The sequence below is a fragment of the Glaciihabitans arcticus genome (genome assembly GCF_004310685.1).
In the GTDB taxonomy this organism is placed as follows: Bacteria; Actinomycetota; Actinomycetes; order Actinomycetales; family Microbacteriaceae; genus Conyzicola; species Conyzicola arctica.
This window is the reverse complement of record NZ_SISG01000001.1, coordinates 961,829-986,162: the sequence shown is the minus strand read 5'-3', so window position 1 is coordinate 986,162 and position 24,334 is coordinate 961,829. Positions and strand designations below refer to the sequence as shown.

Annotated in this window: 27 protein-coding genes; 20 read left to right on the top strand and 7 right to left on the bottom strand. The window is 67.4% G+C overall.

The annotated features are described in order from the left end of the window. Nucleotides 1-660 carry a ribulose-phosphate 3-epimerase gene (rpe, locus tag EYE40_RS04650; protein ID WP_130980856.1) on the top strand — a complete coding sequence of 220 codons (660 nt, stop codon included), beginning with the start codon at nt 1-3 and terminating at the stop codon, nt 658-660. Here the strand turns inward: rpe and EYE40_RS04645 are convergent. Continuing rightward, on the bottom strand, nt 657-959 hold the full coding sequence (locus EYE40_RS04645; RefSeq protein WP_130980855.1) for a hypothetical protein: 303 nt from the start codon (nt 957-959) through the stop codon (nt 657-659). The two genes, rpe and EYE40_RS04645, sit on opposite strands and share 4 nt — an antisense overlap. Nucleotides 960-969: 10 nt before the next feature. Continuing rightward, nucleotides 970-1,233: a hypothetical protein gene (locus tag EYE40_RS04640; protein ID WP_130980854.1), complete on the bottom strand. Its 264-nt coding sequence runs from the start codon at nt 1,231-1,233 to the stop codon at nt 970-972. Nucleotides 1,234-1,324: 91 nt separating this feature from the next. On the opposite strand from EYE40_RS04640, the gene EYE40_RS04635 reads away from it, so the two are divergent. Next, nucleotides 1,325-1,699 (top strand): FKBP-type peptidyl-prolyl cis-trans isomerase, encoded by a 375-nt coding sequence (locus EYE40_RS04635; RefSeq protein ID WP_130980853.1) that lies wholly within the window; start codon nt 1,325-1,327, stop codon nt 1,697-1,699. A gap of 49 nt (nt 1,700-1,748) precedes the next feature. Here EYE40_RS04635 and EYE40_RS04630 read toward each other — a convergent pair whose 3' ends face one another. Continuing rightward, complete coding sequence (locus EYE40_RS04630) at nt 1,749-2,702, bottom strand: LLM class flavin-dependent oxidoreductase (RefSeq protein WP_130980852.1); 954 nt, start codon at nt 2,700-2,702, stop codon at nt 1,749-1,751. Between the two features lie 83 nt (nt 2,703-2,785). Here EYE40_RS04630 and EYE40_RS04625 point away from each other — a divergent pair, with 83 nt between their 5' ends. The 7 genes from EYE40_RS04625 to EYE40_RS04595 are packed head-to-tail and all read left to right on the top strand — an operon-like array spanning nt 2,786 to nt 7,569. After that, nucleotides 2,786-3,049, top strand: a complete 264-nt coding sequence (locus EYE40_RS04625; RefSeq protein ID WP_130980851.1) for a phosphoribosyl-ATP diphosphatase — start codon at nt 2,786-2,788, stop codon at nt 3,047-3,049. Between the two features lie 43 nt (nt 3,050-3,092). Further along, entirely contained in the window at nt 3,093-3,932 is an 840-nt protein-coding gene (gene hisG, locus EYE40_RS04620; RefSeq protein ID WP_130980850.1) for an ATP phosphoribosyltransferase, read from the top strand. Next, nucleotides 3,929-4,681, top strand: a complete 753-nt coding sequence (hisF, locus tag EYE40_RS04615; protein WP_130980849.1) for an imidazole glycerol phosphate synthase subunit HisF — start codon at nt 3,929-3,931, stop codon at nt 4,679-4,681. Before hisG ends, hisF begins: the two co-directional genes overlap by 4 nt. Further along, nucleotides 4,678-5,034 carry a phosphoribosyl-AMP cyclohydrolase gene (gene hisI / locus EYE40_RS04610; RefSeq protein ID WP_130980848.1) on the top strand — a complete coding sequence of 119 codons (357 nt, stop codon included), beginning with the start codon at nt 4,678-4,680 and terminating at the stop codon, nt 5,032-5,034. The genes hisF and hisI overlap by 4 nt, the downstream gene beginning before the upstream one ends. After that, on the top strand, nt 5,031-6,551 hold the full coding sequence (locus tag EYE40_RS04605; RefSeq protein ID WP_130980847.1) for an anthranilate synthase component I: 1,521 nt from the start codon (nt 5,031-5,033) through the stop codon (nt 6,549-6,551). The genes hisI and EYE40_RS04605 overlap by 4 nt, the downstream gene beginning before the upstream one ends. Further along, entirely contained in the window at nt 6,551-7,174 is a 624-nt protein-coding gene (locus EYE40_RS04600) for a Trp biosynthesis-associated membrane protein (protein ID WP_130980846.1), read from the top strand. The genes EYE40_RS04605 and EYE40_RS04600 overlap by 1 nt, the downstream gene beginning before the upstream one ends. After that, nucleotides 7,171-7,569 carry a hypothetical protein gene (locus EYE40_RS04595; protein ID WP_130980845.1) on the top strand — a complete coding sequence of 133 codons (399 nt, stop codon included), beginning with the start codon at nt 7,171-7,173 and terminating at the stop codon, nt 7,567-7,569. The genes EYE40_RS04600 and EYE40_RS04595 overlap by 4 nt, the downstream gene beginning before the upstream one ends. 3 nt (nt 7,570-7,572) lie before the next feature. Here EYE40_RS04595 and EYE40_RS04590 read toward each other — a convergent pair whose 3' ends face one another. Then, nucleotides 7,573-9,078, bottom strand: a complete 1,506-nt coding sequence (locus EYE40_RS04590) for a M16 family metallopeptidase (protein ID WP_130980844.1) — start codon at nt 9,076-9,078, stop codon at nt 7,573-7,575. A 99-nt stretch (nt 9,079-9,177) separates the two neighbouring features. Here EYE40_RS04590 and EYE40_RS04585 point away from each other — a divergent pair, with 99 nt between their 5' ends. From EYE40_RS04585 to pyk, 8 genes are all read left to right on the top strand, one after another. Further along, entirely contained in the window at nt 9,178-9,408 is a 231-nt protein-coding gene (locus EYE40_RS04585) for a DUF6704 family protein (protein ID WP_130980843.1), read from the top strand. Nucleotide 9,409: 1 nt separating this feature from the next. Then, on the top strand, nt 9,410-10,180 hold the full coding sequence (trpC, locus tag EYE40_RS04580) for an indole-3-glycerol phosphate synthase TrpC (protein WP_130980842.1): 771 nt from the start codon (nt 9,410-9,412) through the stop codon (nt 10,178-10,180). A 22-nt stretch (nt 10,181-10,202) separates the two neighbouring features. Continuing rightward, nucleotides 10,203-11,447: a tryptophan synthase subunit beta gene (gene trpB / locus EYE40_RS04575; RefSeq protein ID WP_130980841.1), complete on the top strand. Its 1,245-nt coding sequence runs from the start codon at nt 10,203-10,205 to the stop codon at nt 11,445-11,447. Continuing rightward, complete coding sequence (gene trpA, locus EYE40_RS04570) at nt 11,444-12,232, top strand: tryptophan synthase subunit alpha (RefSeq protein ID WP_130980840.1); 789 nt, start codon at nt 11,444-11,446, stop codon at nt 12,230-12,232. The genes trpB and trpA overlap by 4 nt, the downstream gene beginning before the upstream one ends. A gap of 37 nt (nt 12,233-12,269) precedes the next feature. Next, nucleotides 12,270-13,310, top strand: coding sequence for a prolipoprotein diacylglyceryl transferase (gene lgt, locus EYE40_RS04565; protein WP_420810037.1), 1,041 nt, complete (start codon nt 12,270-12,272; stop codon nt 13,308-13,310). 121 nt (nt 13,311-13,431) lie between these two features. Then, entirely contained in the window at nt 13,432-18,009 is a 4,578-nt protein-coding gene (gene gltB / locus EYE40_RS04560) for a glutamate synthase large subunit (RefSeq protein ID WP_130980839.1), read from the top strand. Then, on the top strand, nt 18,002-19,459 hold the full coding sequence (locus tag EYE40_RS04555; RefSeq protein WP_130980838.1) for a glutamate synthase subunit beta: 1,458 nt from the start codon (nt 18,002-18,004) through the stop codon (nt 19,457-19,459). The genes gltB and EYE40_RS04555 overlap by 8 nt, the downstream gene beginning before the upstream one ends. Before the next feature lie 47 nt (nt 19,460-19,506). Then, nucleotides 19,507-20,949, top strand: a complete 1,443-nt coding sequence (gene pyk, locus EYE40_RS04550; RefSeq protein WP_130980837.1) for a pyruvate kinase — start codon at nt 19,507-19,509, stop codon at nt 20,947-20,949. A 78-nt stretch (nt 20,950-21,027) separates the two neighbouring features. Here the strand turns inward: pyk and EYE40_RS04545 are convergent, their stop codons facing one another. Next, nucleotides 21,028-21,207, bottom strand: coding sequence for a hypothetical protein (locus EYE40_RS04545; RefSeq protein WP_130980836.1), 180 nt, complete (start codon nt 21,205-21,207; stop codon nt 21,028-21,030). 89 nt (nt 21,208-21,296) lie between these two features. On the opposite strand from EYE40_RS04545, the gene EYE40_RS04540 reads away from it, so the two are divergent. The 3 genes from EYE40_RS04540 to EYE40_RS04530 all read left to right on the top strand — a co-directional run bounded on the left by EYE40_RS04540 (nt 21,297) and on the right by EYE40_RS04530 (nt 23,238). Then, the gene (locus EYE40_RS04540; protein WP_130980835.1) at nt 21,297-21,767 is read left to right on the top strand and encodes a hemerythrin domain-containing protein; all 471 of its coding nucleotides are present in this window, start codon (nt 21,297-21,299) and stop codon (nt 21,765-21,767) included. A 68-nt stretch (nt 21,768-21,835) separates the two neighbouring features. Further along, complete coding sequence (locus tag EYE40_RS04535) at nt 21,836-22,027, top strand: ferredoxin (protein ID WP_130980834.1); 192 nt, start codon at nt 21,836-21,838, stop codon at nt 22,025-22,027. Beyond that, complete coding sequence (locus EYE40_RS04530; RefSeq protein WP_240034714.1) at nt 22,027-23,238, top strand: NAD(P)/FAD-dependent oxidoreductase; 1,212 nt, start codon at nt 22,027-22,029, stop codon at nt 23,236-23,238. The genes EYE40_RS04535 and EYE40_RS04530 overlap by 1 nt, the downstream gene beginning before the upstream one ends. On the opposite strand, the gene EYE40_RS04525 is transcribed toward EYE40_RS04530, so the two are convergent. Continuing rightward, complete coding sequence (locus tag EYE40_RS04525) at nt 23,235-23,762, bottom strand: hypothetical protein (RefSeq protein ID WP_130980833.1); 528 nt, start codon at nt 23,760-23,762, stop codon at nt 23,235-23,237. The two genes, EYE40_RS04530 and EYE40_RS04525, sit on opposite strands and share 4 nt — an antisense overlap. Beyond that, nucleotides 23,759-24,316 carry an RNA polymerase sigma factor gene (locus EYE40_RS04520; RefSeq protein ID WP_130980832.1) on the bottom strand — a complete coding sequence of 186 codons (558 nt, stop codon included), beginning with the start codon at nt 24,314-24,316 and terminating at the stop codon, nt 23,759-23,761. Before EYE40_RS04520 ends, EYE40_RS04525 begins: the two co-directional genes overlap by 4 nt. Between the last annotated feature and the right edge of the window lie 18 nt (nt 24,317-24,334).

The following is a 24,334-nucleotide window of genomic DNA, read 5'->3' as shown; positions in this document are numbered from 1 at the left end:
ATGTCCGTGCGCATCAACCCCAGCATCCTGGCCGCCGACTTCGCCAACTTCGAGCGCGAGCTCGGCCGCATCGCGACCGCCGACCTCGTGCACGTCGATATCATGGACAACCACTTCGTGCCCAACCTCACCTTCGGCACGACCATGACGGAGCGCCTGCAGCAACTCTCAACGATCCCTCTCGACGTGCACCTGATGATCGACGACCCCGACCGCTGGGCGCCCGACTACGCCGAGCTCGGCGCGTACTCGGTGACCTTCCACGCTGAAGCCGCGCGGGATGCCCCGGCTCTCGCCCGCCAACTGCGCTCCATGGGCGCTCGCGCGGGGCTCGCGCTGAAGCCGGGTACTCCGGTGGAGCCGTACCTCGACCTCCTGCCCGAGTTCGATCAGATCCTCGTGATGACCGTGGAGCCGGGTTTCGGCGGACAGTCGTTTATGCCGGAGACGATGCCCAAGCTGCGCGTGCTGCGGGAAGCCGTCGCTCGCTCCGGCCAGGATCTCTGGCTCCAGGTCGACGGCGGCATCACCGAAGACACCATCGTGATCGCGGCCGAAGCGGGCGCCGACACCTTCGTCGCGGGCTCGAGCGTCTTCCGAGGCGAGCCGGCGGACAACATCGCGGCGCTCAGGGCCGCGGCCGAAGGCCACACGCACTAGTTGCGCTCGGGGTCGTCATCCCACTCATCGTCCACGTGCACGTCGACTTCGGGCTCGACGGGTAGCCGTAGCGCGAAGAATCCGATCACCATGCCTGAGATGCCGACGAACAGCAGGCCCGGGATGACCGCCCAGGCCGGCCCGGTGCGCTCGCCCTGGTAGATGGTCGATTGGTTGGTCACGGTGCGGGACAGGTCCCAGTCGATGCCGAACCCGATGGCCAGGCCGGTAAGGATGAACGCCGCGCTTGCGGACAGGAACACAACGCACCAGGTGAGGTGACGTGCGCGCGGGGACATGCTGCAAATCCTATGCGGACTCGTCGTCGTCAGGACTGCTCACGTAGCGGTCGGCGGGCAGCCGGATGACGAACAGCGACGCAACGATCGCGCCGAAGCCCAGGATGAACAGCGACGGCACGACGATGGCGGGAGAACTTCGATGCCTGCCGGGTGCGGGGTTCATCAAGTCCCACTCGACGCTGGCGCCCACAAAGATCGCGAAACCGACGAAAGCTGCGCCAAGAATCAGGATCGCCACACACCAGATCGTTTGACGAAGCTGCGGGCTCATTCCCGGAGTCTAGGGCGTGAGCTGTATCCGGCGTCGCTGGAATTTCCGAGCGCCGCACCATCCACGCCCCGCAGTCTGCTTGACTTAGCCCATGACAGATTCACCGAGAACCAAGCCAGAAGTCGAGTTCTACGCGGGCGAGGAGCCCACCGAGCTCGTGATCATCGACATCATCGAGGGTGACGGCGCAGAGGCCAAGCCCGGTGCGACGGTTGACGTCCACTACCTGGGGGTCGACTTCGAGACACTCGAGGAGTTCGACTCCAGCTGGAGCCGCGGCCAGTCCATCAACTTCCCGCTCAGCAACCTGATCGCCGGATGGCAGCAGGGCATCCCGGGCATGAAGGTCGGCGGCCGTCGCCAGCTGATCTGCCCGCCGCACCTTGCCTACGGCCCCGCCGGCGGAGGTCACCGCCTCTCGGGTCGCACCCTCACATTCGTGATCGACCTGCTCGGCACGAAGTAGAGAACACTGCAGGACCGCAACGGCCCGCCGAAAGGCGGGCCGTTCGTCGTTAGAGGGCTGTGCCGAGACTTTCCAACGCGTCCAGCGCATCCGGCCCCGTGATGATGAACACGACCACGCTGGCACCCGCATCCTGCAAAACACCGACCCGCGCTCGAACGTCCGCGGCCGCACCCACGATCGCGAGCTGGTCAACCCACTCGTCGGGCATGGCGGCGGCGAACTCCGCGGGAGACGAGGATGACGTTCCCAGCTCGCGGAGCTCGCGTGCGAACGGCAGCGGGTCGATGTGCGCTGCGACATCCGGCGAGTCCATGTGGGCCAGGTAGGGGCGCGCGATCGCACGCGCAGCGTCGAGGGAAGAAGCCACGACCGCGTTCGAGTAGGCGACGATGCGGTGCGGTCGGGTGGCACCGACCTGCGCGATCACGGCGGCGAGGTACTCGGGGGTGACCGGCTCCGCGAGCGCGGTGCCGTCGGCGTGGGCGCCCGAGATGGCGAGCGACTTGGGACCGCGCACTCCGGCGAGCACGAGGGGCGGGTGGGCCGGCGGGAACTCGAGCCGGGCATCCCGAAGCGACACGTAGTCGCCGGTGACGTTCACGAGCGAGCCGTGCAGGAGGGCGCGAACGGCGGACAGTGTCTCGCGGATCAGGCCGAGCGGCGACTTCGGCCAGGCGCCGACCTGCTTGATCCACTCCGTGACCCCGTGGCCGATGCCGAGAGTGACCCGCCCGGGGTACAGCTCGGCGAGGGTCGCGACTTCGAGCGCCGTGAAGGCCACGTTGCGGGCGGCCGCGGGCAGGATGCCGATGCCGACATGAATGGTCGATGTGGAGGCGAGGGCGACAGCGGCCTGCGCGATGCCGCCCCGGTAGAACAGGTCCTCGACGATCCACAGCTCGTCGAAGCCGAGTTCTTCCGCGCGCTGGCAGAAGTCGACGATCTGGTTCGCGGGGATATCGCGAGGGAGGGAGACGCCGACGGCGCGCTGCTGCAACATGGCGCAATGCTAGGCGAGCGGGCGACCAGGGGTCGAGAAGCGCTCAGTCGTAGCGACAAGCTCCGTACCGGTAACCTTGGAGCGTGAAGACTTTCGATGACCTGTTCGCTGAGATCAGCGAGAAGGCCGTGTCGCGCCCCGAGGGCTCCGGCACCGTCGCGGAACTCGATCGTGGTGTGCACGGCATCGGTAAGAAGATCGTCGAGGAGGCCGCCGAAGTGTGGATGGCCGCCGAGTACCAGTCCGATGAGGAGCTCGCCGAGGAGATCTCGCAGCTCGTCTATCACCTGCAGGTCATGATGGTCGCGAAGGGCCTCGCCCCGGCCGACATCTGGCGACATCTCTGAGTTGTACGTCGACCCCCTTCCGACAACCCCGAGAGACCACCCCATGCTTCGCATTGCAGTTCCCAACAAAGGCTCCCTGAGCGAGACGGCAGCCGAGATGCTGTTCGAGGCCGGCTACACCGGTCGCCGCGACCCCCGCGCTCTCAGCGCGAGCGACCCGCGCAACGACGTCGAGTTCTTCTACCTCCGCCCGCGTGACATCGCCACCTACGTCGGTTCCGGTGCACTGGATGTCGGTATCACCGGCCGCGACCTCCTGCTCGACTCGCGCTCCGAGGCGAGCGAGATCGCCAGCCTCGACTTCGGCGACTCCACCTTCCGCTTCGCGGCCCCCGCCGGTGCGTTCACCGCACTCACCGATCTCGAGGGCAAGCGGGTTGCGACGAGTTATCCCGGGCTGGTCGGGGACTTCCTCACCGCCCACGGCGTCACCTCGAAGCTCGTGAGCCTGGATGGTGCCGTCGAGTCCGCCGTCAAGCTCGGCGTCGCGGACGCCGTCGCTGACGTGGTGAGCACGGGATCGACCCTGCGCGCGCAGGGGCTCGAGATCTTCGGGCCCGTCATCCTCGAATCGTCTGCGGTTCTCATCTCGACCCGCGGCGACCTGCCCGGCATCGCAACGCTGCAGCGTCGCCTGCAGGGCGTGCTCGTCGCCCGCCAGTTCGTGCTGGTGGATTACGACGTGCCGAAGACGCTGCTCGAGGCGGCGACGGCCGTCACGCCCGGGCTCGAGTCGCCGACCGTCTCGCCGCTGCACGACCCCGACTGGGTTGCCGTGCGCGCCATGGTTCCGCGAACCGAGACGAACCACGTGATGGACGAGCTCTACGAGCTCGGTGCCCGCGCCATCCTCGTCAGCTCGATTCACGCCGCACGCATATGACCGTCGCGACGCGTGTCATCCCGTGTCTCGACGTCGCCGCGGGGCGCGTGGTCAAGGGTGTCAACTTCCTCAACCTGCGTGACGCGGGTGACCCGGTCGAACTCGCCCGCAAGTACTACGAACAGGGCGCCGACGAGATCACCTTCCTCGACGTCACAGCCACGGTCGACGGTCGCGCGACCATGTACGACGTGGTGCGCGCGACGGCCGAGCAGGTTTTCATCCCGCTGACCGTCGGCGGGGGAGTTCGCTCAGCCGATGATGTCGCACGCCTGCAGGCCCACGGCGCCGATAAGGTCGGAGTCAACAGCGCCGCGATCGCCCGCCCCGCCCTGCTCGGAGAGATCGCCGACCGCTTCGGCGCACAGGCACTCGTGCTCTCGCTCGACGTCAAGCGCTCCGGTGGCCGCTTCGTGATGACCACCCACGGCGGCCGTACCGAGACCGACCTCGACGCCCTCGACTGGGCGCGCGAGGCCATCGAGCGCGGCGCCGGTGAACTGCTCGTCAATTCGATCGATGCGGATGGCACCAAGCAGGGTTTCGACCTGGAACTCATCTCGGCCATGCGCGAGCTGAGCCAGGTTCCGGTCATCGCGAGCGGTGGCGCGGGTGCGGTCGATCACTTTGCTCCCGCCATCACCGCCGGTGCGGACGCCGTGCTCGCCGCGAGTGTGTTCCACAACGGCGAGCTCACGGTGGGCGACGTCAAGCAGGCACTTCGAGCTGAAGGAATACTGGTCCGATGAGCACCGTCGAAGAGATCCTCGAGCGCGTCACCTTCAAGGACGACGGACTGCTGCCCGCGATCATCCAGGAGCAGTCCTCGAAAGACGTGCTGATGCTCGGCTACATGGACGCGGAAGCGCTGCGCCGCACGCTCACCGAAGGCCGGGTGACCTTCTGGTCGCGCAGCCGCTCGGAGTACTGGCGCAAAGGTGACACGAGTGGTCACATCCAGCTCGTCAAGGGCGCAGCCCTTGATTGCGACGGGGATACCCTTCTCGTTACCGTCGAACAACACGGCCCCGCGTGCCACACCGGCGCGCACGCGTGCTTTGACGTCGACCCGCTCGAACCCACGATCGGATTTGCCGAATGACCTCCACAACCGCCGCCGACTTCGCCGAGCGCCTTGCCGCCGGGCACCGGGTCGTTCCGGTCATCCGCGAGCTCTTCGCCGACGGTGAGACGCCCGTGGGCATCTACCGCAAGCTCGCGCTCGGCAAGCCTGGCACGTTCCTGCTCGAGTCGGCCGAACAGGGCGGTATCTGGTCGCGCTTCTCCTTCGTCGGGGTCTCGAGCTTCGGTGTGCTCACCGAGACGAACGGCACCGTCGACTGGCTCGACTACGGCCTCGGTGCCGAGCGTGCGCTCGGCACGGACGCACCGACGACCCCGCTCGCGGCACTCGGCCACCTGCACAACCGCTGGAGCACGCCGCGCGTCGACGGCCACCCGCCGCTGACCGGCGGCCTGGTCGGATTCATCGGCTGGGAGGCGATCCGTGAGATCGAGAACCTGCCCGATGCCCCGCCCGCCGACTTCAGTGTGCCGAGCCAGGCGCACACCTTCGTCTCCGAGCTCGCCGTGCTCGACCACCGAGACGGCACGGTGCTGCTCGTGGCGACCGTGTTGAACGACGGCGTGCAACTCGAGTCCGAGCTGTGGGCGGATGCGCAGTCGCGCCTCGACGTTATGCAGGCCGAGCTCGCGAAGCCGAGCGAGGCCTGGCTCGCCGAGGTCGACCTGACGACCCCCGCGAAGCCGATCCCGCGCGTCGCCGAGGAGGCCTACAAGGCCGCGATCGAGTCGTCGAAGACCTACATCCGCGACGGGGACGTGTTCCAGGTCGTCGTGTCTCAGCGCTTCGACCACGAGATAACCGCCGACCCGATCGACGTCTACCGCGTGCTGCGCACGCTCAACCCTTCGCCGTACATGTACCTGCTCTCGCTGGTCGACAGTGCGGGCAAGCCGATCCACATCGTGGGCTCGAGCCCCGAGGCGCTCGTGAAAGTGCAGGACCGCCGCGTCTACATGCACCCGATCGCGGGATCCCGTCCCCGCGGCGCCACACCCGAGCGCGACCTCGAGCTCGCCGACGAGCTGCTCGCCGACGACAAGGAGAAGTCCGAGCACCTGATGCTCGTCGACCTCGCCCGCAACGACCTGCTTAAAGTGTGTGTGCCCGGCTCCGTCGAGGTCACCGAGTTCATGCTGGTCGAGCGCTTCAGCCACATCATGCACCTCGTGTCGAGTGTCGAGGGCAACCTGCGGCCTGACGCGAACGCGATCGAGGTGTTCCGGGCGACGTTCCCCGCCGGCACCCTGAGCGGTGCGCCGAAACCGCGCGCACTCGAGATCATCGACGCGCTCGAACCCGCCCAGCGCGGCATCTACGGGGGAGTCGTCGGCTACTTCGACTTCGCCGGCGACATCGACCTCGCCATCGCGATCCGCACGGCGACGATCGTCGGCGGACTCGCCCGTGTGCAGGCGGGAGCCGGTCTCGTCGCGGACTCCGACCCGCGGGCCGAGTACGAGGAGTCTCGCAACAAGGCCGCCGCACCGCTGCGCGCCGTCGCCATCGCGAATGCCATGCGCCGGGTGCACTGATGACGGACGCGCCGACCGACAGGGTCGCCATGAATGGCCGCAGGATGAAACTGCTCGCGATCGCCGCGGGTGCGGCCATCGCCGGGCTCATCCTGCTCGCCTGGACCCAGCCGTGGTTCGGCATCACCCTGACCGACGCGACGGACCTCGAGATCACGGGCGAGGTCGCGGCCGCCGGGCTCTCTGCGCTGGCCGTCGCTGCCCTTGTGCTCGTCGGTGCGATCAGCATCGCGGGCATGTTCTTTCGCTACCTGCTGGGGTCGCTGCAGGCCCTCATCGGCGTCGCAGTGATTCTCTCGGCGAGCCTCGCACTCGGCAACCCGATCTCGGCGTCCGCAACCACCATCAGCGACGCCACGGGCATCGCCGGGGCGGGACCCGTCGCGGCGCTCGTCGATAGCGTCAGCGTCACGCCCTGGCCGTGGGTTGCGCTGGTTGCGGGAGTGCTGCAGATCGTGGCGGCAGCGGGCATCCTCGCGACGGCGCGTTTGTGGCCCGGATCGACCCGCAAGTATCAGGCCGCGCGCCTGACCACCGAAGGCGGCTCACCCGTCGACGACTGGGACGCGCTCAGCAGCGGCGGCGACCCGACGGACGACACTCCCACCCGCAACCAGCCATGAGGCGTGTCGTTGTCGTCGTCATCCTGCTGCTGGCACTGACCGGCTGCGGACCCTACGCGGCGGCGTTCACCCCGAGTGAATCCATGCCGAGCGCGGCGGACCTCGCGGGCACCTGGACGAGCGATGACGGCGCGACAATCACTCTCACCGAGAACGGCGCCTTCGAGGTCGAAGGTGTGCCCGGCAGCTACCTGCCTTCCGGAGACGGGGCAGGAGCCTGGGCCGAGCCCGAACAGGATCCGACACCCTTCCCGCTCATCGAGCTGCGCTATGACGGCGGGGACATCGCCGAGCTGCACCACCAGAATGGCAGCCTGCTCGGGCGGGAGAACGTCTACTTCGTGCAGGGCGTCGTGGATGACGCGGACTGGTTGCGGTTGTACCGCGAGAACTGACTCTCAGGTTCGACGCTCGTAGACGACGGCCGGATCGAGCTTCGCCATAAAGGCACCGACGTGCTTGTCGCCGCCCCGCCAGTCCTTCGGGTCGATGATCGCCCCGTTGCCGTTCTGCAGCGTGAGATCCCACTTGCCGTCGGGCGATCGGCCCGCGAGCACGATCTCGTCCAGCGGCAGGCTGATGCTGCCGTCGGGGAAGAGGAAGCCGAGGCGGCGGGGCTCGATCACGAGCTGAGTGCCCCGCATCCCGCGACCGAAGCGAGGGGAGAGGATCTCTATGCCCGGGCGCATGAGCTCCTTGAACAGTTCGCGCGAGGACTTGCCCTCGCCGACGAGAGTGTGGCTGGTGATAAACGGCAGGTCGAGCTTCTTCAGCGTGTCGCCGTCGAGCTCCTGCCGGCCGACCGTCACGAGCAGGGACGGCATGCCCGCGGCAAGAGTCGCTCGGATCTGTTCAGCATCCAGCGTGTCGACGCCGGTGGCCATTTCGTTGAAGGACGTCGGCGTCTCACCGCGCAGCAGCTCGACCGCGTAGTCGTCGAGCCACATTCCGTGCGAGTTCGGAAGGGTCGCTTCGTTGCGAGCCATGTCGAGCGTATGGCGGAACAGTTCGTCGTCGAAACCGTCCCGCGCGAGCGCCCGGATCGTCTGGACCGCGAGCACAACCGTCTTCTCGAGATTGTCCTCGGGTGGGTTGATCCAGATGGTGAGCTCATGGCGGTCGCCCTCGATGCGCAGCAGAGCCGGCTCGACGCCGTAGACCAGGGACGAGTCGCGGCGCAGCGCGTCCATCAGGGCGATCTCGACCATCGCGCGGAGTGCGATCATCACCGTGGTGCTCCCGGTGAGCTCGACGGAGAGGCTGAGCGGCCCTGCCGGGCTCGGCGTCCAGCCGGGGAGCGGATGCTGGGGACTCGGCGTTGCGCCACGCACCGGCGCGATGCCTTCCGGCAGGTTCACAGCGAGTCCGGCCGGAATCGGCCCGGTGAAGGCGATCGCCGCATTGCCGGTGTGCAGCCAGCGCTTCGCGAAGGCGCGCACGTCATCGAGGGTGAAGCTCGAGAGTGCGGGGTGTCCCATGCCGATCAGGCCCGGTCCGGTGAGGCCGTAGAGAAGCTGCAGCGGGCCGAGCTCGGTGTCCTCGTAACCGTCGCCGAGTTCGGTGGCGACCGTGTCGATTTCGGCCTGCAGCGCCTCGGGCGTCGTCTGGCCCAGAGCGGCGATCGAGGTCGACACGCGGCTGAGGAAGTCAGCGACCAGATCGGGCGTGCCGGTGGCGTAAAAGGAGAGGTTGTCGGGAGCCGTCGTCGCGTTGTGCGGGATCGCCACCCGACCGACGCCCCGCATTACCAGGTGCTCGACGAGGTGCGCGAGCCCGACGGATCGCGGCGACTCGTCGCGGGAACCCACCCCGAAGAACAGGGTGCCGGTGAGCGGCAGGGCGATGTCCGCTTCGAGGAGCAGGATTCCGTTGTGGCGCCCGACGCGGGGCTCGGTAACTGACATGCACTCATCCTCGTGCACTCGGCCCGTTCGCGGCTAACACCCGACCAGGTCACGCTAGTCTTGAAACACCTTTTGTACCGCAATACCCACGGGAGCAGCATGTCCAACGAGACCGAAGACCACCACGGCAACTCACCCGCCTCCTGGACCACGGTGATCATCATGCTCGTCGCGTTCACGATCGGCACCTTCGCCTTCTGGTTCGACCTCCCGGTGATCGTCTGGGCCGCAGCCGGCCTCTGCCTGCTCGGCCCGATCGTCGGCCTGTTCCTCAAGCGCGCCGGTTACGGCGTCGGCGGCGACAAGGTCATCCCGAAGGCGCACAGCTAGGGTGCTGGATTCACTCGTATCCGGAGCTCTCGCCGACGCTTCGGAGCGTCGTGCTGTTCGCGGCCTCGACCTCGTCGAGGCTGCGGCTCTCGCGCGTCCTGCGGGGCTGGATGCCCTCGAGGCGCTCGCCCCCGCCGACCGCGTGAAGATCATCGCCGAAGTGAAGCGCTCGAGCCCTTCACGCGGCGCTCTCGCCGAGATCCCCGACCCCGCCCTCCTCGCCTCGCAGTACGAGACGGGTGGCGCGAGCGCCATCAGCGTGCTGACCGAGGTGCGTCGATTCGGCGGAACCCTGGCCGACCTCGAGGCGGTGCGTGCCGCCGTGAGCCTGCCGGTGCTGCGCAAGGACTTCATCGCCGAGCCCTATCAGGTGTTCGAGGCGCGCGCCGCGGGAGCCGACCTGGTTCTCCTCATCGTCGCGGCACTCGAGCAGCCGCTGCTCGTCGAGTTGCACTCCCTGATCCAGCAACTCGGGATGACGGCCCTCGTCGAGACGCACAGCGCAGACGAGGTTTCCCGCGCCGTTGATGTCGGCGCACAGGTGATCGGTGTCAACGCGCGCGACCTGAGTACCTTCGAGCTGGACCAGGACCTGTTCGGGCGTCTCGCCGACCAGATCCCGAGTGGTGTCATCCGCATCGCAGAATCTGCCGTGAAGACCCCCGCCGACGTCGCCCACTACCGTGCGGCCGGCGCGGATGTTGTGTTGATCGGCGAAGCCCTCGTGACCGGTGACCCCGTCGCGACCCTCACAGAATTCCTCGGCTCGTGAAGCTCATGAAAGACGGTGCCTGATGGCCAGCCTGCGCGAAGAACTCGGCCCGTACTTCGGTGACTTCGGCGGACGCTTCGTTCCCGAATCGCTCGTCGCGGCCCTCGATGACCTGAGTACGGCCTACGAGCTCACCAAAGCCGACCCGGCCTTCGCCGCCGAGCTCACCGAGCTGCACAGGACCTACACCGGACGGCCCAGCATCATCACCGAGGTGCCGCGTTTCGCCCAGCACGCGGGTGGCGCGCGCGTCATCCTCAAGCGCGAGGACCTCAACCACACGGGTTCGCACAAGATCAACAACGTGCTCGGCCAGGCGCTGCTCACCAAGCGCATCGGCAAGACCCGGGTGATCGCCGAGACCGGCGCGGGCCAGCACGGCGTCGCCACCGCCACGGCCGCCGCCCTGTTCGGCCTCGAGTGCGTCATCTACATGGGCGAGGTCGACACCGACCGCCAGGCGCTCAACGTCGCACGCATGCGCCTGCTCGGTGCGGAGGTCGTGTCAGTGAAGACCGGCTCGCGCACCCTCAAGGACGCGATCAACGAGGCCTACCGCGAGTGGGTACAGAGCGTCGACACCACCAACTACATCTTCGGCACAGTGGCGGGCCCGCACCCGTTCCCCGCCATGGTGCGCGACTTCCAGAAGATCATCGGCGAGGAGGCGCGCCAGCAGGTGCTCGACCTCACCGGCTCGCTGCCGACGGCCGTCGCGGCCTGCGTGGGCGGCGGCAGCAATGCCATCGGCATCTTCCACGCTTTCCTCGATGATGAGGATGTCGCGCTCTACGGTTACGAGGCGGCCGGCGACGGCCACCTGACCGACAGGCACGCCGCGACCCTGACCAGGGGGCGACCCGGTGTGCTCCACGGGGCTCGCAGCTACATGCTGCAGGACGAGGATGGCCAGACGCAGGAGTCGCACTCCATCTCGGCAGGGCTGGACTACCCGGGCGTCGGCCCCGAGCACTCCTGGCTGCACGACCTCGGCCGCGCCACCTACCTGCCCATCACCGACGACGAGGCAATGCAGGCCCTGCGCCTGCTCTCGCTCACCGAGGGCATCATCCCCGCCATCGAATCCGCGCACGCCCTCGCCGGCACCATCAAGCTCGGCAAGGAGCTCGGCCCGAAGGCCACGATCCTCGTCAACCTGAGCGGGCGCGGCGACAAGGACATGGAGACCGCCGGCAAGTACTTCGACATCCTCGACACCGCGGCCCTGGTCGCCGCAGATGCGACGCCCGAGGGAGAAGAACGATGAGTGCAGTAGCCGAGACCATCGCGGCCCGTAAGGCCGCCGGATCCGGCGCACTCGTCGGCTACCTGCCGGTCGGCTTCCCGAACCTCGCCGAAAGCATCGAGGCGGCAGTCGCCCTCGTCGAGAACGGCGTGGACGTGCTCGAGCTCGGGCTGCCGTACTCGGATCCGGTGATGGACGGCACCGTCATCCAGGAGGCAACGCAGCAGGCGCTCGCCTCAGGCTTCAAGCTCCAACAGGGCTTCGAGGCCGTCGCGGCGATCACGGCCCGCGTGAGCGCGCCCGTTCTCATGATGACCTACTGGAACCCCGTACTGGCGTACGGAGTCGAACGGTTCTCCGATGACCTTCTCGCCGCAGGCGGTGCAGGGCTGATCACACCCGACCTCATCCCGGATGAAGCGGCTGACTGGATGGCTGCCTCGGATCGCACCGGACTGGACCGTGTCTTCCTCGCCGCACCCTCGTCGACCACGGCCCGCCTCGAGCAGGCCGTCCAGGCCAGCCGTGGCTTCGTCTACGCCGTCTCGACAATGGGCATCACCGGTGCGCGCTCCGACGTGGACTCCGCAGCGCGCGGGCTCGTCGCCCGCCTGCGCGACGCAGGTTCGACGAGTGCGTGCGTCGGCGTGGGAATCTCCACGGCCGAGCAGGTGCGTGAGGTTCTCGAGTACGCGGACGGTGCCATCGTCGGCTCCCTTCTGGTGAAAGCCCTCGCCGACGGGGGAGTGGACGCCGTCGCGCGCGCCGCCGCGGCACTCGCGATCGGCACCCGACCCGCGAGCTAAGCTTGCTGCGTTCTTCTTTTTGAAAGGTGACACCCCCGTGTTCGTTCCCCACAGCATTCCGAGCCCCGACTACGCCTGGCAGGGCCTCGTCATCCCGCTCGGCGAATGGCTGCACGGCGTTTTCGCCTTCATCCCCGAGAGCTACGCGCTCAACATCCGCACCTACGCGATCTGCATCCTCATCGGAATCGTCGTCGCAGGTGTGATGACCCACCGCCGCCTCACCAACCGCGGCGCCGAGCCGGGCATCATGCTCGACATCATCATCTGGGCGATCCCGCTCGGAATCGTCGGCGCCCGCATCTTCCACGTGCTGACCCACCCGAACGACTACTTCGGCGAGGGCATCAACCCCCTGAGCGTGTTCTACGTCTGGGAGGGCGGCATCGCCATCTTCGGCGCGCTCATCGGCGGAGCGATCGGCGCCTGGATCGGCTGCTGGCGCACGGGCATCCGTTTCTGGACCTTCGCCGACGCCGTTGCCCCGGGCCTGCTGCTCGCCCAGGCCTTCGGCCGCTTCGGCAACTGGTTCAACCACGAGCTCTTCGGCCTTCCCGTGTCGAGCGACTTCCCGCTCGGCCTCGAGATCGAGTCCAGCAACATCGCCTACCCGCCGGGGTTGCCCGAGGGCACCCTGTTCCAGCCGACGTTCCTCTACGAGGTCGTCTGGAACTCGATCGGCGTCGTGGTGATCCTGCTTGCCGAGCGCGCCTTCCGCCTGCAGTGGGGCAAGACGCTCGCCGTCTACCTGATCTGGTACGGCCTCGGTCGCACCGTCTTCGAGTCGATCCGCATCGACCCGAGCGAGTACTTCATCGGCCTCCGCGTCAACGTCTGGGCGGCGCTCATCGCCATCGCCCTGGGAATCGCGATCATCTACGTGCAGTCGAAGCGTCATCCCGGAACCGAACCCAGCCCCTATGTCACGGGTCGCGAGTGGGTGCCGATTGCGACTGGGGTAGACTCTGAGGAGACCTATTCGGATACCGGCAACGTTGCCGAGACCACCTCCGAAGAGCTCACCAGCACATCCGCCACAAGCGGTGCAGCCTCAAGCGAAAAAGTCACCAAACCCTAGGGCACAAATCCTTCAGCCACGGGTAACTTCTCTCCCTTCGCACGCGTACATCTCACGCGTTACACACTCACGGGCCGCTGTTGTCCCACTCTGTATCCCTACATCGTGAGGACGGAACTCCATGGCTCTCACGCCACCCTTTGAGCAGGCAAGCTCGATCCCGAAGGCGGCAGGTCTCTACGACCCGCGTCACGAGAAGGATGCCTGCGGTCTCGCCATGGTTGCGACGCTGCGCGGAACCGCCGGACACGACATCATCGATGCCGCGCTGAACGCGCTCCGCAACCTCGAACACCGCGGTGCCATCGGGTCCGACGCGGGCACGGGTGACGGCGCGGGAATCATCACGCAGATCCCCGACGCCTTCCTGCGCGCCGTTGCCGGCTTCGAGCTGCCCGTCGTGGGTCGCTACGCGGTCGGCATGGCGTTCCTCCCCGTAGACGACGACGCCCGTGCCGCCATCAAGGCCGGTATCGACACGATCGTTGCCCAGGAAGACCTGGTCGTGCTCGGCTGGCGCGAGGTTCCGGTCCGCCCCGGCGAGGTCGGCGATCTCGCGCGCGGCGCGATGCCCGTCTTCGAACAGCTCTTCGTCGCATCGACCCGAACGGATGACACGGGCAAGACCCTGGCCGGCATCGAGCTCGACCGCCAGGTCTTCCGTCTCCGCAAGCGTGCCGAGCGCGAGTACGGCGCCTACTTCCCCTCGTTGTCGAGCCGCACGCTCGTCTACAAGGGCATGGTCACAACGCTGCAGCTCGAGCCGTTCTACCCGGATCTCTCCGACGAGCGCTTCACGTCGAAACTGGCCCTCGTGCACTCGCGCTACTCGACCAACACCTTCCCGTCCTGGCCGCTCGCCCAGCCGTTCCGCATGATCGCGCACAACGGCGAGATCAACACGGTGCAGGGCAACCGCAACTGGATGCGCGCGCGCCAGTCGCAGCTCGAGAGCGAGCTCATCGGCGACGTTCGTCCGCTGCTGCCGATCAACACGCCCGGCGCGAGCGACTCGGCGTCGTTCGACGAGGTCGTTGAGCTGCTCAGCCTCACCGGCCGATCGCTGCCGCACTCGATCATGATGATGGTGCCGGAGGCCTGGGAGAACCAGGTCGACGTGGACCACACTCGCAAGGCCTTCTACGAGTACCACGCGATGCTCATGGAGCCGTGGGACGGCCCCGCCGCCCTCGTCTTCACCGATGGATCCCTCGTCGGCGCGACGCTCGACCGCAACGGCCTGCGCCCCGGAAGGTTCCTCGTCACCGACGACGGACTCGTGGTGCTCGCGAGCGAGATCGGTGTGCTCGACATCGAGCCCAGCCGCGTCGTACGCAAGGGCCGCCTGCGCCCCGGCAAGATGTTCCTCGTCGACACCGTCGCCGGACAGATCATCGAAGACGACACGATCAAGGAGGAGCTCGCCGCAGCCGAGCCGTACTCGGAGTGGCTCGACCAGGGTCGCATCCACCTCGGAGACCTGCCGGATCGCGAGCACATCGTGCACACGCCCGCCTCGGTCAGCCGTCGCCAGCGCACCTTCGGATACACCGAAGAAGACGTGCGCATCATGATCATGCCGATGGCCAAGAACGGTGCAGAGCCGCTCGGCGCCATGGGCTCCGACACGCCCGTCGCCGTGCTGTCCGAGCGTCCGCGCGTGCTGTTCGACTACTTCACCCAGCAGTTCGCCCAGGTGACGAACCCGCCGCTCGACTCGATCCGCGAGGAGGTCGTGACCTCGATGAAGCTGGGGCTCGGCCCCGAGCGCAACCTCCTGGCTGCCACGCCGGAGCACGCGCGCCAGGTCATCCTCGACTTCCCGGTGATCGACAACGACGAGCTCGCCAAGATCCAGCACTTCGAGACCGCGAGCGGTCGACGCCCCACGGTCACCATCAAGGGCCTGTACCGCGTCGACAAGGGCCCGAAGGCAATGGAGAAGCGCCTCGCAGCGATGTGCGCAGAGGCCGACGAGGCGATCGAGAACGGCGCGGCCTTCATCGTGCTCTCCGACCGCGACTCGAACCGCGACCTCGCGCCCGTGCCCTCACTGCTGATGCTGGCCGCCGTGCACCACCACCTCATCCGCAAGGAGAACCGGATGAAGGTAGGCCTCGTCGTCGAGGCCGGCGACGTTCGCGAGGTGCACCACGTCGCGCTGCTCATCGGTTACGGCGCGTCCGCGATCAACCCGTACCTCGCCATGGAGACGGCGGAAGAGCTCGTCCGCAGCGGCATGATCCAGGGCGTGACCCCCGAGAAGGCCGTCAAGAACCTGATCAAGGCCCTCGGCAAGGGTGTACTCAAGATCATGTCGAAGATGGGCATCTCGGTCGTGAGCTCCTACGCGGGAGCCCAGGCGTTCGAGGCCCTCGGCCTCAGCAACGACTTCGTGGACCAGTACTTCACCGGAACCACGACCCTGCTCGGCGGCATCGGCATCGAGGTGGTCGCGGCCGAGAACGCCGCCCGCCACGCCGCCGCCTACCCCGAGGAGGGCGGTGCGATGGTGCACGAGCGCCTCGCAACCGGTGGCGAGTACCAGTGGCGCCGCGAAGGACCGCCGCACCTGTTCAACCCCGACACCGTCTTCCGCCTGCAGCACGCGACGCGCGAGCGCCGCTACGACATCTTCCGCGACTACACCAAGCTCGTGGACGACCAGGCGGAGAACCTGATGACCGTGCGCGGGCTGTTCAAGCTCAAGCACGGGCTGCGGCCACCGGTTCCGATCGATGAGGTCGAGCCCGTGTCATCCATCGTCAAGCGGTTCTCGACCGGAGCGATGAGCTATGGCTCGATCAGTGCCGAAGCGCACGAGACGCTCGCCATCGCAATGAACTCCATCGGCGCCAAGAGCAACACGGGTGAGGGCGGCGAAGACACCGACCGCCTGCTCGACCCGACACGTCGCAGCTCGATCAAGCAGGTCGCATCCGGGCGTTTCGGCGTCACGAGCATGTACCTGACACACGCGACCGACATCCAGATCAAGATGGCACAGGGAGCCAAGCCCGGTGAGGGCGGCCAGCTGCCGCCGAACAAGGTCTACCCCTGGGTCGCCCGCACCCGTCACGCCACGGCCGGCGTCGGCCTCATCTCGCCGCCCCCGCACCACGACATCTACTCGATCGAAGACCTCAAGCAGCTCATCTTCGACCTCAAGCGCGCCAACCCGCTCGCCCGGGTGCACGTCAAGCTCGTGAGCCAGTCGGGTATCGGTGCTGTTGCCGCGGGAGTCACGAAGGCCCTCGCCGACGTGGTGCTCGTCTCGGGCCACGATGGCGGAACCGGCGCCTCCCCGCTCAACTCGCTCAAGCACGCGGGCACACCGTGGGAGCTCGGCCTCGCCGAGACCCAGCAGACTCTGATGCTCAACGGCATGCGCGATCGCGTGGTCGTCCAGGTCGACGGCCAGATGAAGACGGGTCGGGATGTCGTGATCGCGGCTCTCCTCGGCGGCGAGGAGTTCGGATTCGCCACGGCGCCGCTTGTGGTCTCCGGCTGCGTCATGATGCGCGTCTGCCACCTCGACACCTGCCCCGTCGGCGTCGCGACCCAGAACCCCGAGCTGCGCGCGCGCTTCACGGGCAAGCCCGAGTTCGTCGTCAACTTCTTCGAGTTCCTGGCCCAGGAGGTACGCGAGTACCTGTCCGAGCTCGGTTTCCGCTCGATCGAGGAGGCCGTCGGCCACTCCGAGGTTCTCGACGTGAACGGCGCCATCGAGCACTGGAAGGCCGACGGACTCGACCTGACACCCGTGCTCATCGGACCGGAGTTCGCCGAGGACGAGCCGCGCCGCAACCGCGTCGGCCAGGACCACGAACTCGACAAGCACTTCGACGTCGAGCTCATCCGCCTGTCGCAGGCGGCGCTCGAGCACGGCACCCCCGTCTCGATCGAGCTGCCGATCCGTAACACCGAACGCGCCGTCGGCACCATGCTCGGCAACGCGGTCACCCTCAGGCACGGCGAGAACGGTCTTCCCGCCGGAACCATCGAGATCAACCTCAAGGGCACGGCGGGCCAGTCCTTCGGGGCCTTCCTGCCCAACGGCATCCGCCTGCGCCTCGAGGGCGACAGCAATGACTACGTCGGCAAGGGATTGTGCGGCGGGCAGATCGTCATCCGCCCCGATGCCCACAGCGTCTTCGCCGCAGAGCGCAACGTCATCGCGGGCAACGTCATCGGCTACGGCGCCACGCAGGGCAGCATGTTCCTGCGCGGCATCGTCGGCGAACGCTTCCTGGTGCGCAACTCCGGTGCAACAGCAGTCGTCGAGGGTGTGGGCGACCACGCACTCGAGTACATGACCGGTGGACTCGCCGTGATCCTCGGCGGCACTGGTCGCAACCTGGGCGCCGGAATGTCGGGCGGAACGGCGTACATCCACGACCTCCGCCCCGAGCGCGTCAACCAGGACTCGCTGTCGTCGGGGGAGCTCGTGCTCTCGCCGCTGGGCAGCGCCGACGTCGCGATACTGACCGACCTGCTCGAGCGTCACCGCGACGAGACGGGTTCCACCCTCGCCGCGAGCATGCTCGAGAACATCGACGAGACCGTCGGCCGTTTCACCAAGGTGCTGCCCCGGGGCTACGCGGCGGTGCTCGCGATCCGGCAGACAGCGATCGACGAACAACTCGACCCCGACGGCGACGTCGTGTGGAGCAGAATCATGGAGGTTACCGGTGGCTGATCCGAAGGGATTCCTGAAGGTCCAGGAGCGCGAGCTCCCGGCCCGCCGTCCCGTCGCGCTGCGACTCATGGACTGGAAAGAGGTCTACGAGCAGGGCGACTCCGCCACGGTGCGCAAGCAGGCGGGTCGCTGCATGGACTGCGGCATCCCGTTCTGCCACCAGGGCTGCCCGCTCGGCAACCTGATTCCCGAGTGGAACGACCTCATGTGGCGCGGCGAGGGTCACCAGGCCATCGAGCGCCTGCACGCGACCAACAACTTCCCGGAGTTCACCGGCCGCCTCTGCCCCGCCCCGTGCGAGTCTTCGTGCGTGCTCGGCATCAACCAGCCGGCCGTGACGATCAAGAACGTCGAAGTGTCGATCATCGACGAGGCGTACCAGAAGGGCTGGGTCACCCCGCACCCGCCCGAGCGCCTCACCGGCAAGACCGTCGCGGTCGTGGGCTCCGGCCCCGCCGGTCTCGCCGCCGCCCAGCAGCTCACCCGCGCCGGACACACCGTCGCCGTCTTCGAACGGGATGACCGGATCGGCGGACTCCTCCGCTACGGAATCCCCGACTTCAAGATGGAGAAGAAGCACATCGAGGCGCGTCTCGCGCAGATGAAGGCCGAGGGAACCCGGTTCCGCTCGGGCGTCGAGATCGGTGTCGACATCACCTGGAGCGACCTTCGCGCGCGCTACGACGCCGTCATCGTCGCGACCGGCTCGACCGTGCCGCGCGACCTCGCGATCCCCGGACGCGACCTGCTCGGCGTTCACTACGCGATGGACTACCTCGTGCAGGCCAACCGCGTGGGCGCCGGCGACACCGTTGCCGAGCAGCTCACTGCGGAGGGCAAGCACGTTGTTGTGCTCGGAGGTGGCGACACCGGAGCCGACTGCATCGGAACCGCTCACCGCCAGCAGGCGCTCTCGGTCACCAACCTCGCGATCGGCAAGCAGCCGCCCGCCGAGCGCCAGAGCGACCAGCCCTGGCCGACGAGCCCCACGCTTTTCGAGATCTCGAGCGCACACGAAGAGGGCGGCGAGCGGGTCTTTCTCGCTTCCACCGTCGAGTTCCTCTCCAACGAGGCGGGCGAGGTGCGCGCGATCCGCGTCGCCGAGACCGAATACCTCGATGGACGCCGCGTTCCCAAGGCGGGCACCGAGCGCGAGATCCCCGCGGACCTCGTGCTCCTCGCCCTCGGCTTCACCGGCCCCGAGCCCGAGACCATCACCGAGCAGCTGCCCGTTCCCTTCGACGGCAAGGGCAACTTCGAGCGCGACGGCGACTACCAGACCAGCGAGTCCGGCGTCTTCGTCGCGGGCGACGCGGGCCGCGGCCAGTCGCTCATCGTCTGGGCCATCGCTGAAGGACGTGCTGCGGCATCCGCCGTTGATCGGTACCTTGAAGGGGAGACGCAGTTGCCGTTCCCGGTCAAGCCGACCGACCACGCCATCGCGCTGTAGCTTTTCACCGCTTCACCACCACCACCACTGAAACCACTAAGGAACTCATGAGACGCGCGAAAATCGTCGCAACCCTCGGCCCGGCAACCTCCAGCTATGAGAACATCCGCGCGATCATCGATGCAGGTGTCGATGTCGCCCGGATGAACCTCAGCCACGGCTCCTACGCCGTGCACGAGGAGGTCTACGCCAACGTGCGCAAGGCTGCAGACGACTCCGGCAAGGCTGTCGCCGTCATGGTCGACCTTCAGGGTCCCAAGATCCGCCTCGGCAAGTTCGCCAACGGCCCGCACGACCTGGCCGTCGGCGACATTTTTAAGATCACCATCGACGAGGTCGAGGGCACCAAGGATCTCGTCGGAACGACCTACAAGGGTCTGCCCGGCGATGTCGCTCCCGGCGACTTCCTGCTCATCGACGACGGCAAGGTCAAGGTCGAGGTCGTCGAGTCCGATGACCGCACCGTCACCACGAAGGTGATCGTCGCCGGCCCTGTCTCCAACAACAAGGGCATCAACCTGCCCGGCGTCGCCGTCAATGTTCCCGCCCTCTCCGAAAAGGACGAGGACGACCTGCGCTGGGGCCTCAAGCTCGGTGCCGACCTCATCGCGCTCTCCTTCGTTCGCAATGCGGATGACGTGGTGCGCGTGCACGAGATCATGGCTGAAGAGGGCGTTCGCGTTCCCGTGATCGCCAAGATCGAGAAGCCGCAGGCCGTCGATGCCCTCGAGGGCATCATCGACGCCTTCGACGCGATCATGGTCGCCCGCGGCGACCTCGGCGTCGAGCTTCCGCTCGAGGCCGTGCCGATCGTGCAGAAGCGCGCCGTCGAGCTGGCTCGCCGAATGGCCAAGCCGGTCATCGTCGCGACCCAGATGCTCGAGTCGATGATCTCGAGCCCGGTTCCGACGCGTGCCGAGACATCCGACGTCGCCAACGCGGTTCTCGACGGAGCCGACGCGGTCATGCTCTCCGGTGAGACCTCGGTCGGCGAGTACCCGGTCATCACGGTGCAGACCATGGCGCGCATCGTGGAGTCCACCGAGGAGCATGGACTCGAGCGCATCCCCGCGCTCGGCACCAAGCCCCGCACGCAGGGTGGAGCCATCACGCTCGCCGCCGCTGAGGTCGCCGACTTCGTCGACGCCAAGTACGTGTGCGTCTTCACCGAGTCCGGTGACTCGGCCCGTCGTATGTCGCGCCTGCGCTTCAAGATCCCGATGAAGGCGTTCACGCCCGACCCGGCGATCCGTCGCCGCATGGCACTGACCTGGGGCATCGAGTCGTTCCTCGTGCCGCGGGTCACCCACACCGACGCCATGTACCTGCAGGTCGATGAGATCCTGCTCGGCGAGGGTCTCGCCGAGGTCGGCGACGTCGTTGTGGTCATCTCGGGTTCGCCCCCCGGAATCTCGGGTTCGACCAACGACCTTCGCGTACACCGCGTGGGCGACGCGGCGAACGCGGCAGCTCCGGCCTACGCACAGTAAGTCGGGCACGACTCGTTCGTGCACGCACAAGGCGGGCCTCCGGCACAACCGGGGGCCCGCCTTGTGTCGTTTAACCGGCTAATCCTGACGGGGCTGCTTCTGCTCGCTGCCGTCGGAGACGTCAGCCTCGGTCGTGCCGAACTCGGCCGGGTCGGCCGGGTCGGACGTTCCCGCGCCCGTCGCCGTCGAACCGGGGGAGACGATGCCGGGCGTCTCCGTGGGCTGCGGGTCAAGGTCTGTTCCGTCGGGGTCGCTCATAAGATCCTCCATTCGCGGCGCTGGTGCGCCTGCTGTCCGTGACCGTAGTAGCCCACCCTGAGAGCAGGGTCAGACGCTACGCTTCTACCGTGAATGCCGAGCGGGTGGTTGCGTGGGGATCCGAGTTGCGGGTCGTGCACGGCCGCCTGCGTGATGCCCTGGCCGTCGCGCGCGAGGCCGTCGAAGCGGGAGCCGACACGGAGACGCTGGCTCGGGACATCCGCCTTTTCTGCTGGGGCTTCTGCGTCGCGCTCGACGGGCACCACTCGGGCGAAGACATGGCTTTGTTTCCCGCGCTGCTCGCCGAACATCCCGAGCTCACCGACATCGTCGCCAACCTGATGCGCGACCACGGCATGATCTCGCACCTCATCAGCGGCCTGGAGGCGACACTGAACGCCGGAGGGAATCCGCAGGACCTGCTGCGCCACCTCGACGGCATCGAGGCCGTCATGGAGACTCACTTCGGGTACGAGGAGCGCCAGATCGCGGGGCTTCTCGACGGATTGCTGCCGGGTCTCACCGACCCGTCAACGGTTCTCGGACCGCTCGCGCGCTAACCCGGTCAGCACCGATCGGGCGAAGGTGAAAGAATCGGGTATCACCCGTCGAACGTGCAGGAGCAGCAGTGGTAACCGTCAAGGTCGATATGGACATGTGCCAGAACTACGGCCAGTGCGTCTTCGAGGCACCGCAGATCTTCCGTCTCGACGCTGACGACAAACTCGAGTACACCGCCGAATCCGACGAGGAGAATCGCGGCGACATCGAGGCGGCGGTCGACGTCTGCCCGATGCAGGCGATCCGAATCCTGTCCTAGTGGCCGATTCGCGCCCCGTCGTCGTCGTCGGCGCATCCATGGGTGGCCTGCGGGTCACCGAGGCGCTGCGCAAGTCCGGCTATGCCGGCCCGATCACCGTCATCGGCGACGAGAGCCACCTCCCGTACAATCGTCCGCCGCTGTCGAAGGACGTGCTGTCGACCGTGGTCAGCCACGAGGCGGTCGCCTTCCCGCAGCGCGCCGCAACCGCCAATGTCGACTGGATGCTCGGCTCACCCGTCTCGTCCGTCGATGTCGCCGCACACACCCTTGCCACCGCAGACGGGTCGACGCGCGAGTGGCGAGCCCTCGTGGTCGCCACGGGCCTCCGTCCCAGGCGTCTCGCGCTGCCGCCGCTCGCCGGGCGGCACACCCTGCGCACGCTGGATGACGCGATGGCCTTGCGTGACGAGCTCGTGCCCGGTGCCCGGGTGGTCGTGAACGGCTCCGGGTTCATCGGTTCGGAGGTCGCGGCGACCGCGCGCAAGCTCGGCTGCGAGGTGACCGTCGTCTCGTCGAACACGCTGCCGATGGAGCGCGCCCTCGGGCCCGTGCTGGGCGCAGAGGTGCAGGCGCGCCACGAGGCTCACGGGGTCGAGTTCCTGCCCGGACGGAGCGTTGTGGCCCTTCTCGGGGAATCCCGGGTCGAGGGAGTGGTTCTTGACGACGGTCGGGAGCTTGCGGCCGATGTCGTTGTGGAGGCTATCGGTGCCGATTGCAATGACGAATGGCTCGCGGCATCCGGTCTCGATCTGATCGACGGCGTGCTGGTCGACCCGGCGATGCGCGCCATCGGCCTGGACGGAACGGTTCACAGCGACATTTATGTCGTGGGCGACATCGCGCGCTTCCCGAACACGATGTTCGACTCCGTGCCGCGGCGCGTGGAGCACTGGAACATTCCCACAGACACGGGTCGCCGCGCGGGTGCCGTGCTCGGCGCCTACCTCGCCGACGATGGCAGTCTCGAGGATGTCGCGGCGCAGTCATTCACGCCGATGCCCTCGTTCTGGTCCAACCAGTTCGACCTCAGCATCCAGGCCTTCGGAATGCCCGGACTCGCCGATCCCGACGGAGTCCGCCTGCTCGAGGGGGAGATCTCGGGCGACTCGATCACCGGCTATTACCGGTCCGGGCGCCTGGTCGGCGTCGTCGGTTTCGGGATGAAGGCCGCGCTGATGCCCTACCGGGCGCAGATCGCTGCGGGCTAGCTCTTCCAGACCTTCATGCCCACGCGGGCGCAGAAGTACTCGTCGGTGATCGAGCGGAACTCGCGCGGGAAGCCGGCAGCCACACCATCGGCCTGCTCGCAACCGACGATGTCGGGCACGGGGAACTGGGCGGTGTTCGGGTCCTCGGGCGAGTCGTCCTGTCCGACGATGCCCATGCGCCACATGTTGCCGCAGGTCGAGATCGGATCGGCGCGCAGGCGAGTGCCCTTTCCGTCGCTCGCGTCGACCACGGGAGGCGATTCGACTGTGACGGTCTGCGAACCGAGGGTCTCGCCCGAGTAGCAGACCACCGAGTAGTTGATCTGTTCCTGGGTCGCCCGCACGATCACGAGGGCGCCGGCGGTCAGGGCGATGGTCGCGGTGAGGCCGAGAGCCAGGGCGCGGATCACCCGGAACTGGGTGGAACGTCGTGGGCTGCGCACACGTTTGATCTCGGTGAGCACGTCGTGCCGCACCTCGCTCAACTGCGACTCGACGTCGCTGTTGCGGGGAAGGTAGTTCACAGCATGGCCTCGGATTCCTTGAAGCGGGAGAGCAGCACGCGCGCCCTGCCCCGGGTTCTCTCGACGATCGTGGTGAGGGTGCTCGGCACCAGCCCCAGCAGCACAGCCGCCTCGGCGTAGGAACGCCCCTCGTACAGGCAGAGCTCCACCAGACGGCGGTCGGTCTCGCCGAGACGCTCGATTGCGGCGTAGGCCCATTCGACCTCGGGGCCGCGGGCGAACTGCTCGTTGGCGAGTGGGTTGGCGAGTTCGGCGTTGATCCACTCGAGCGGCAGGCTAGACGATTCGGGAGCGGACCGCCGGAGCGCGAAAGCATGATCCCGGCAGGCGGCGATCAGCCAGGGCAGAAGGGACTCTCCGACGAGCGAGATGTCGGCGAGTCTCTTCCACGCGGTGACGAAGGTGTCGTGCACGAGCTTCTGGCTGTCCTCCGCGTCGCGGGTGAGGCGGAAGGCGTAGCGGTAGATCGCCGTCGAATGCCGGTCGAAGAGCTCGCTGAAGGCACGATCGTCCCGATCCATGCTTCGCTGGATCAGCTCGGTATCCGAGATCATCGTGCCTCCTTCCTTTCT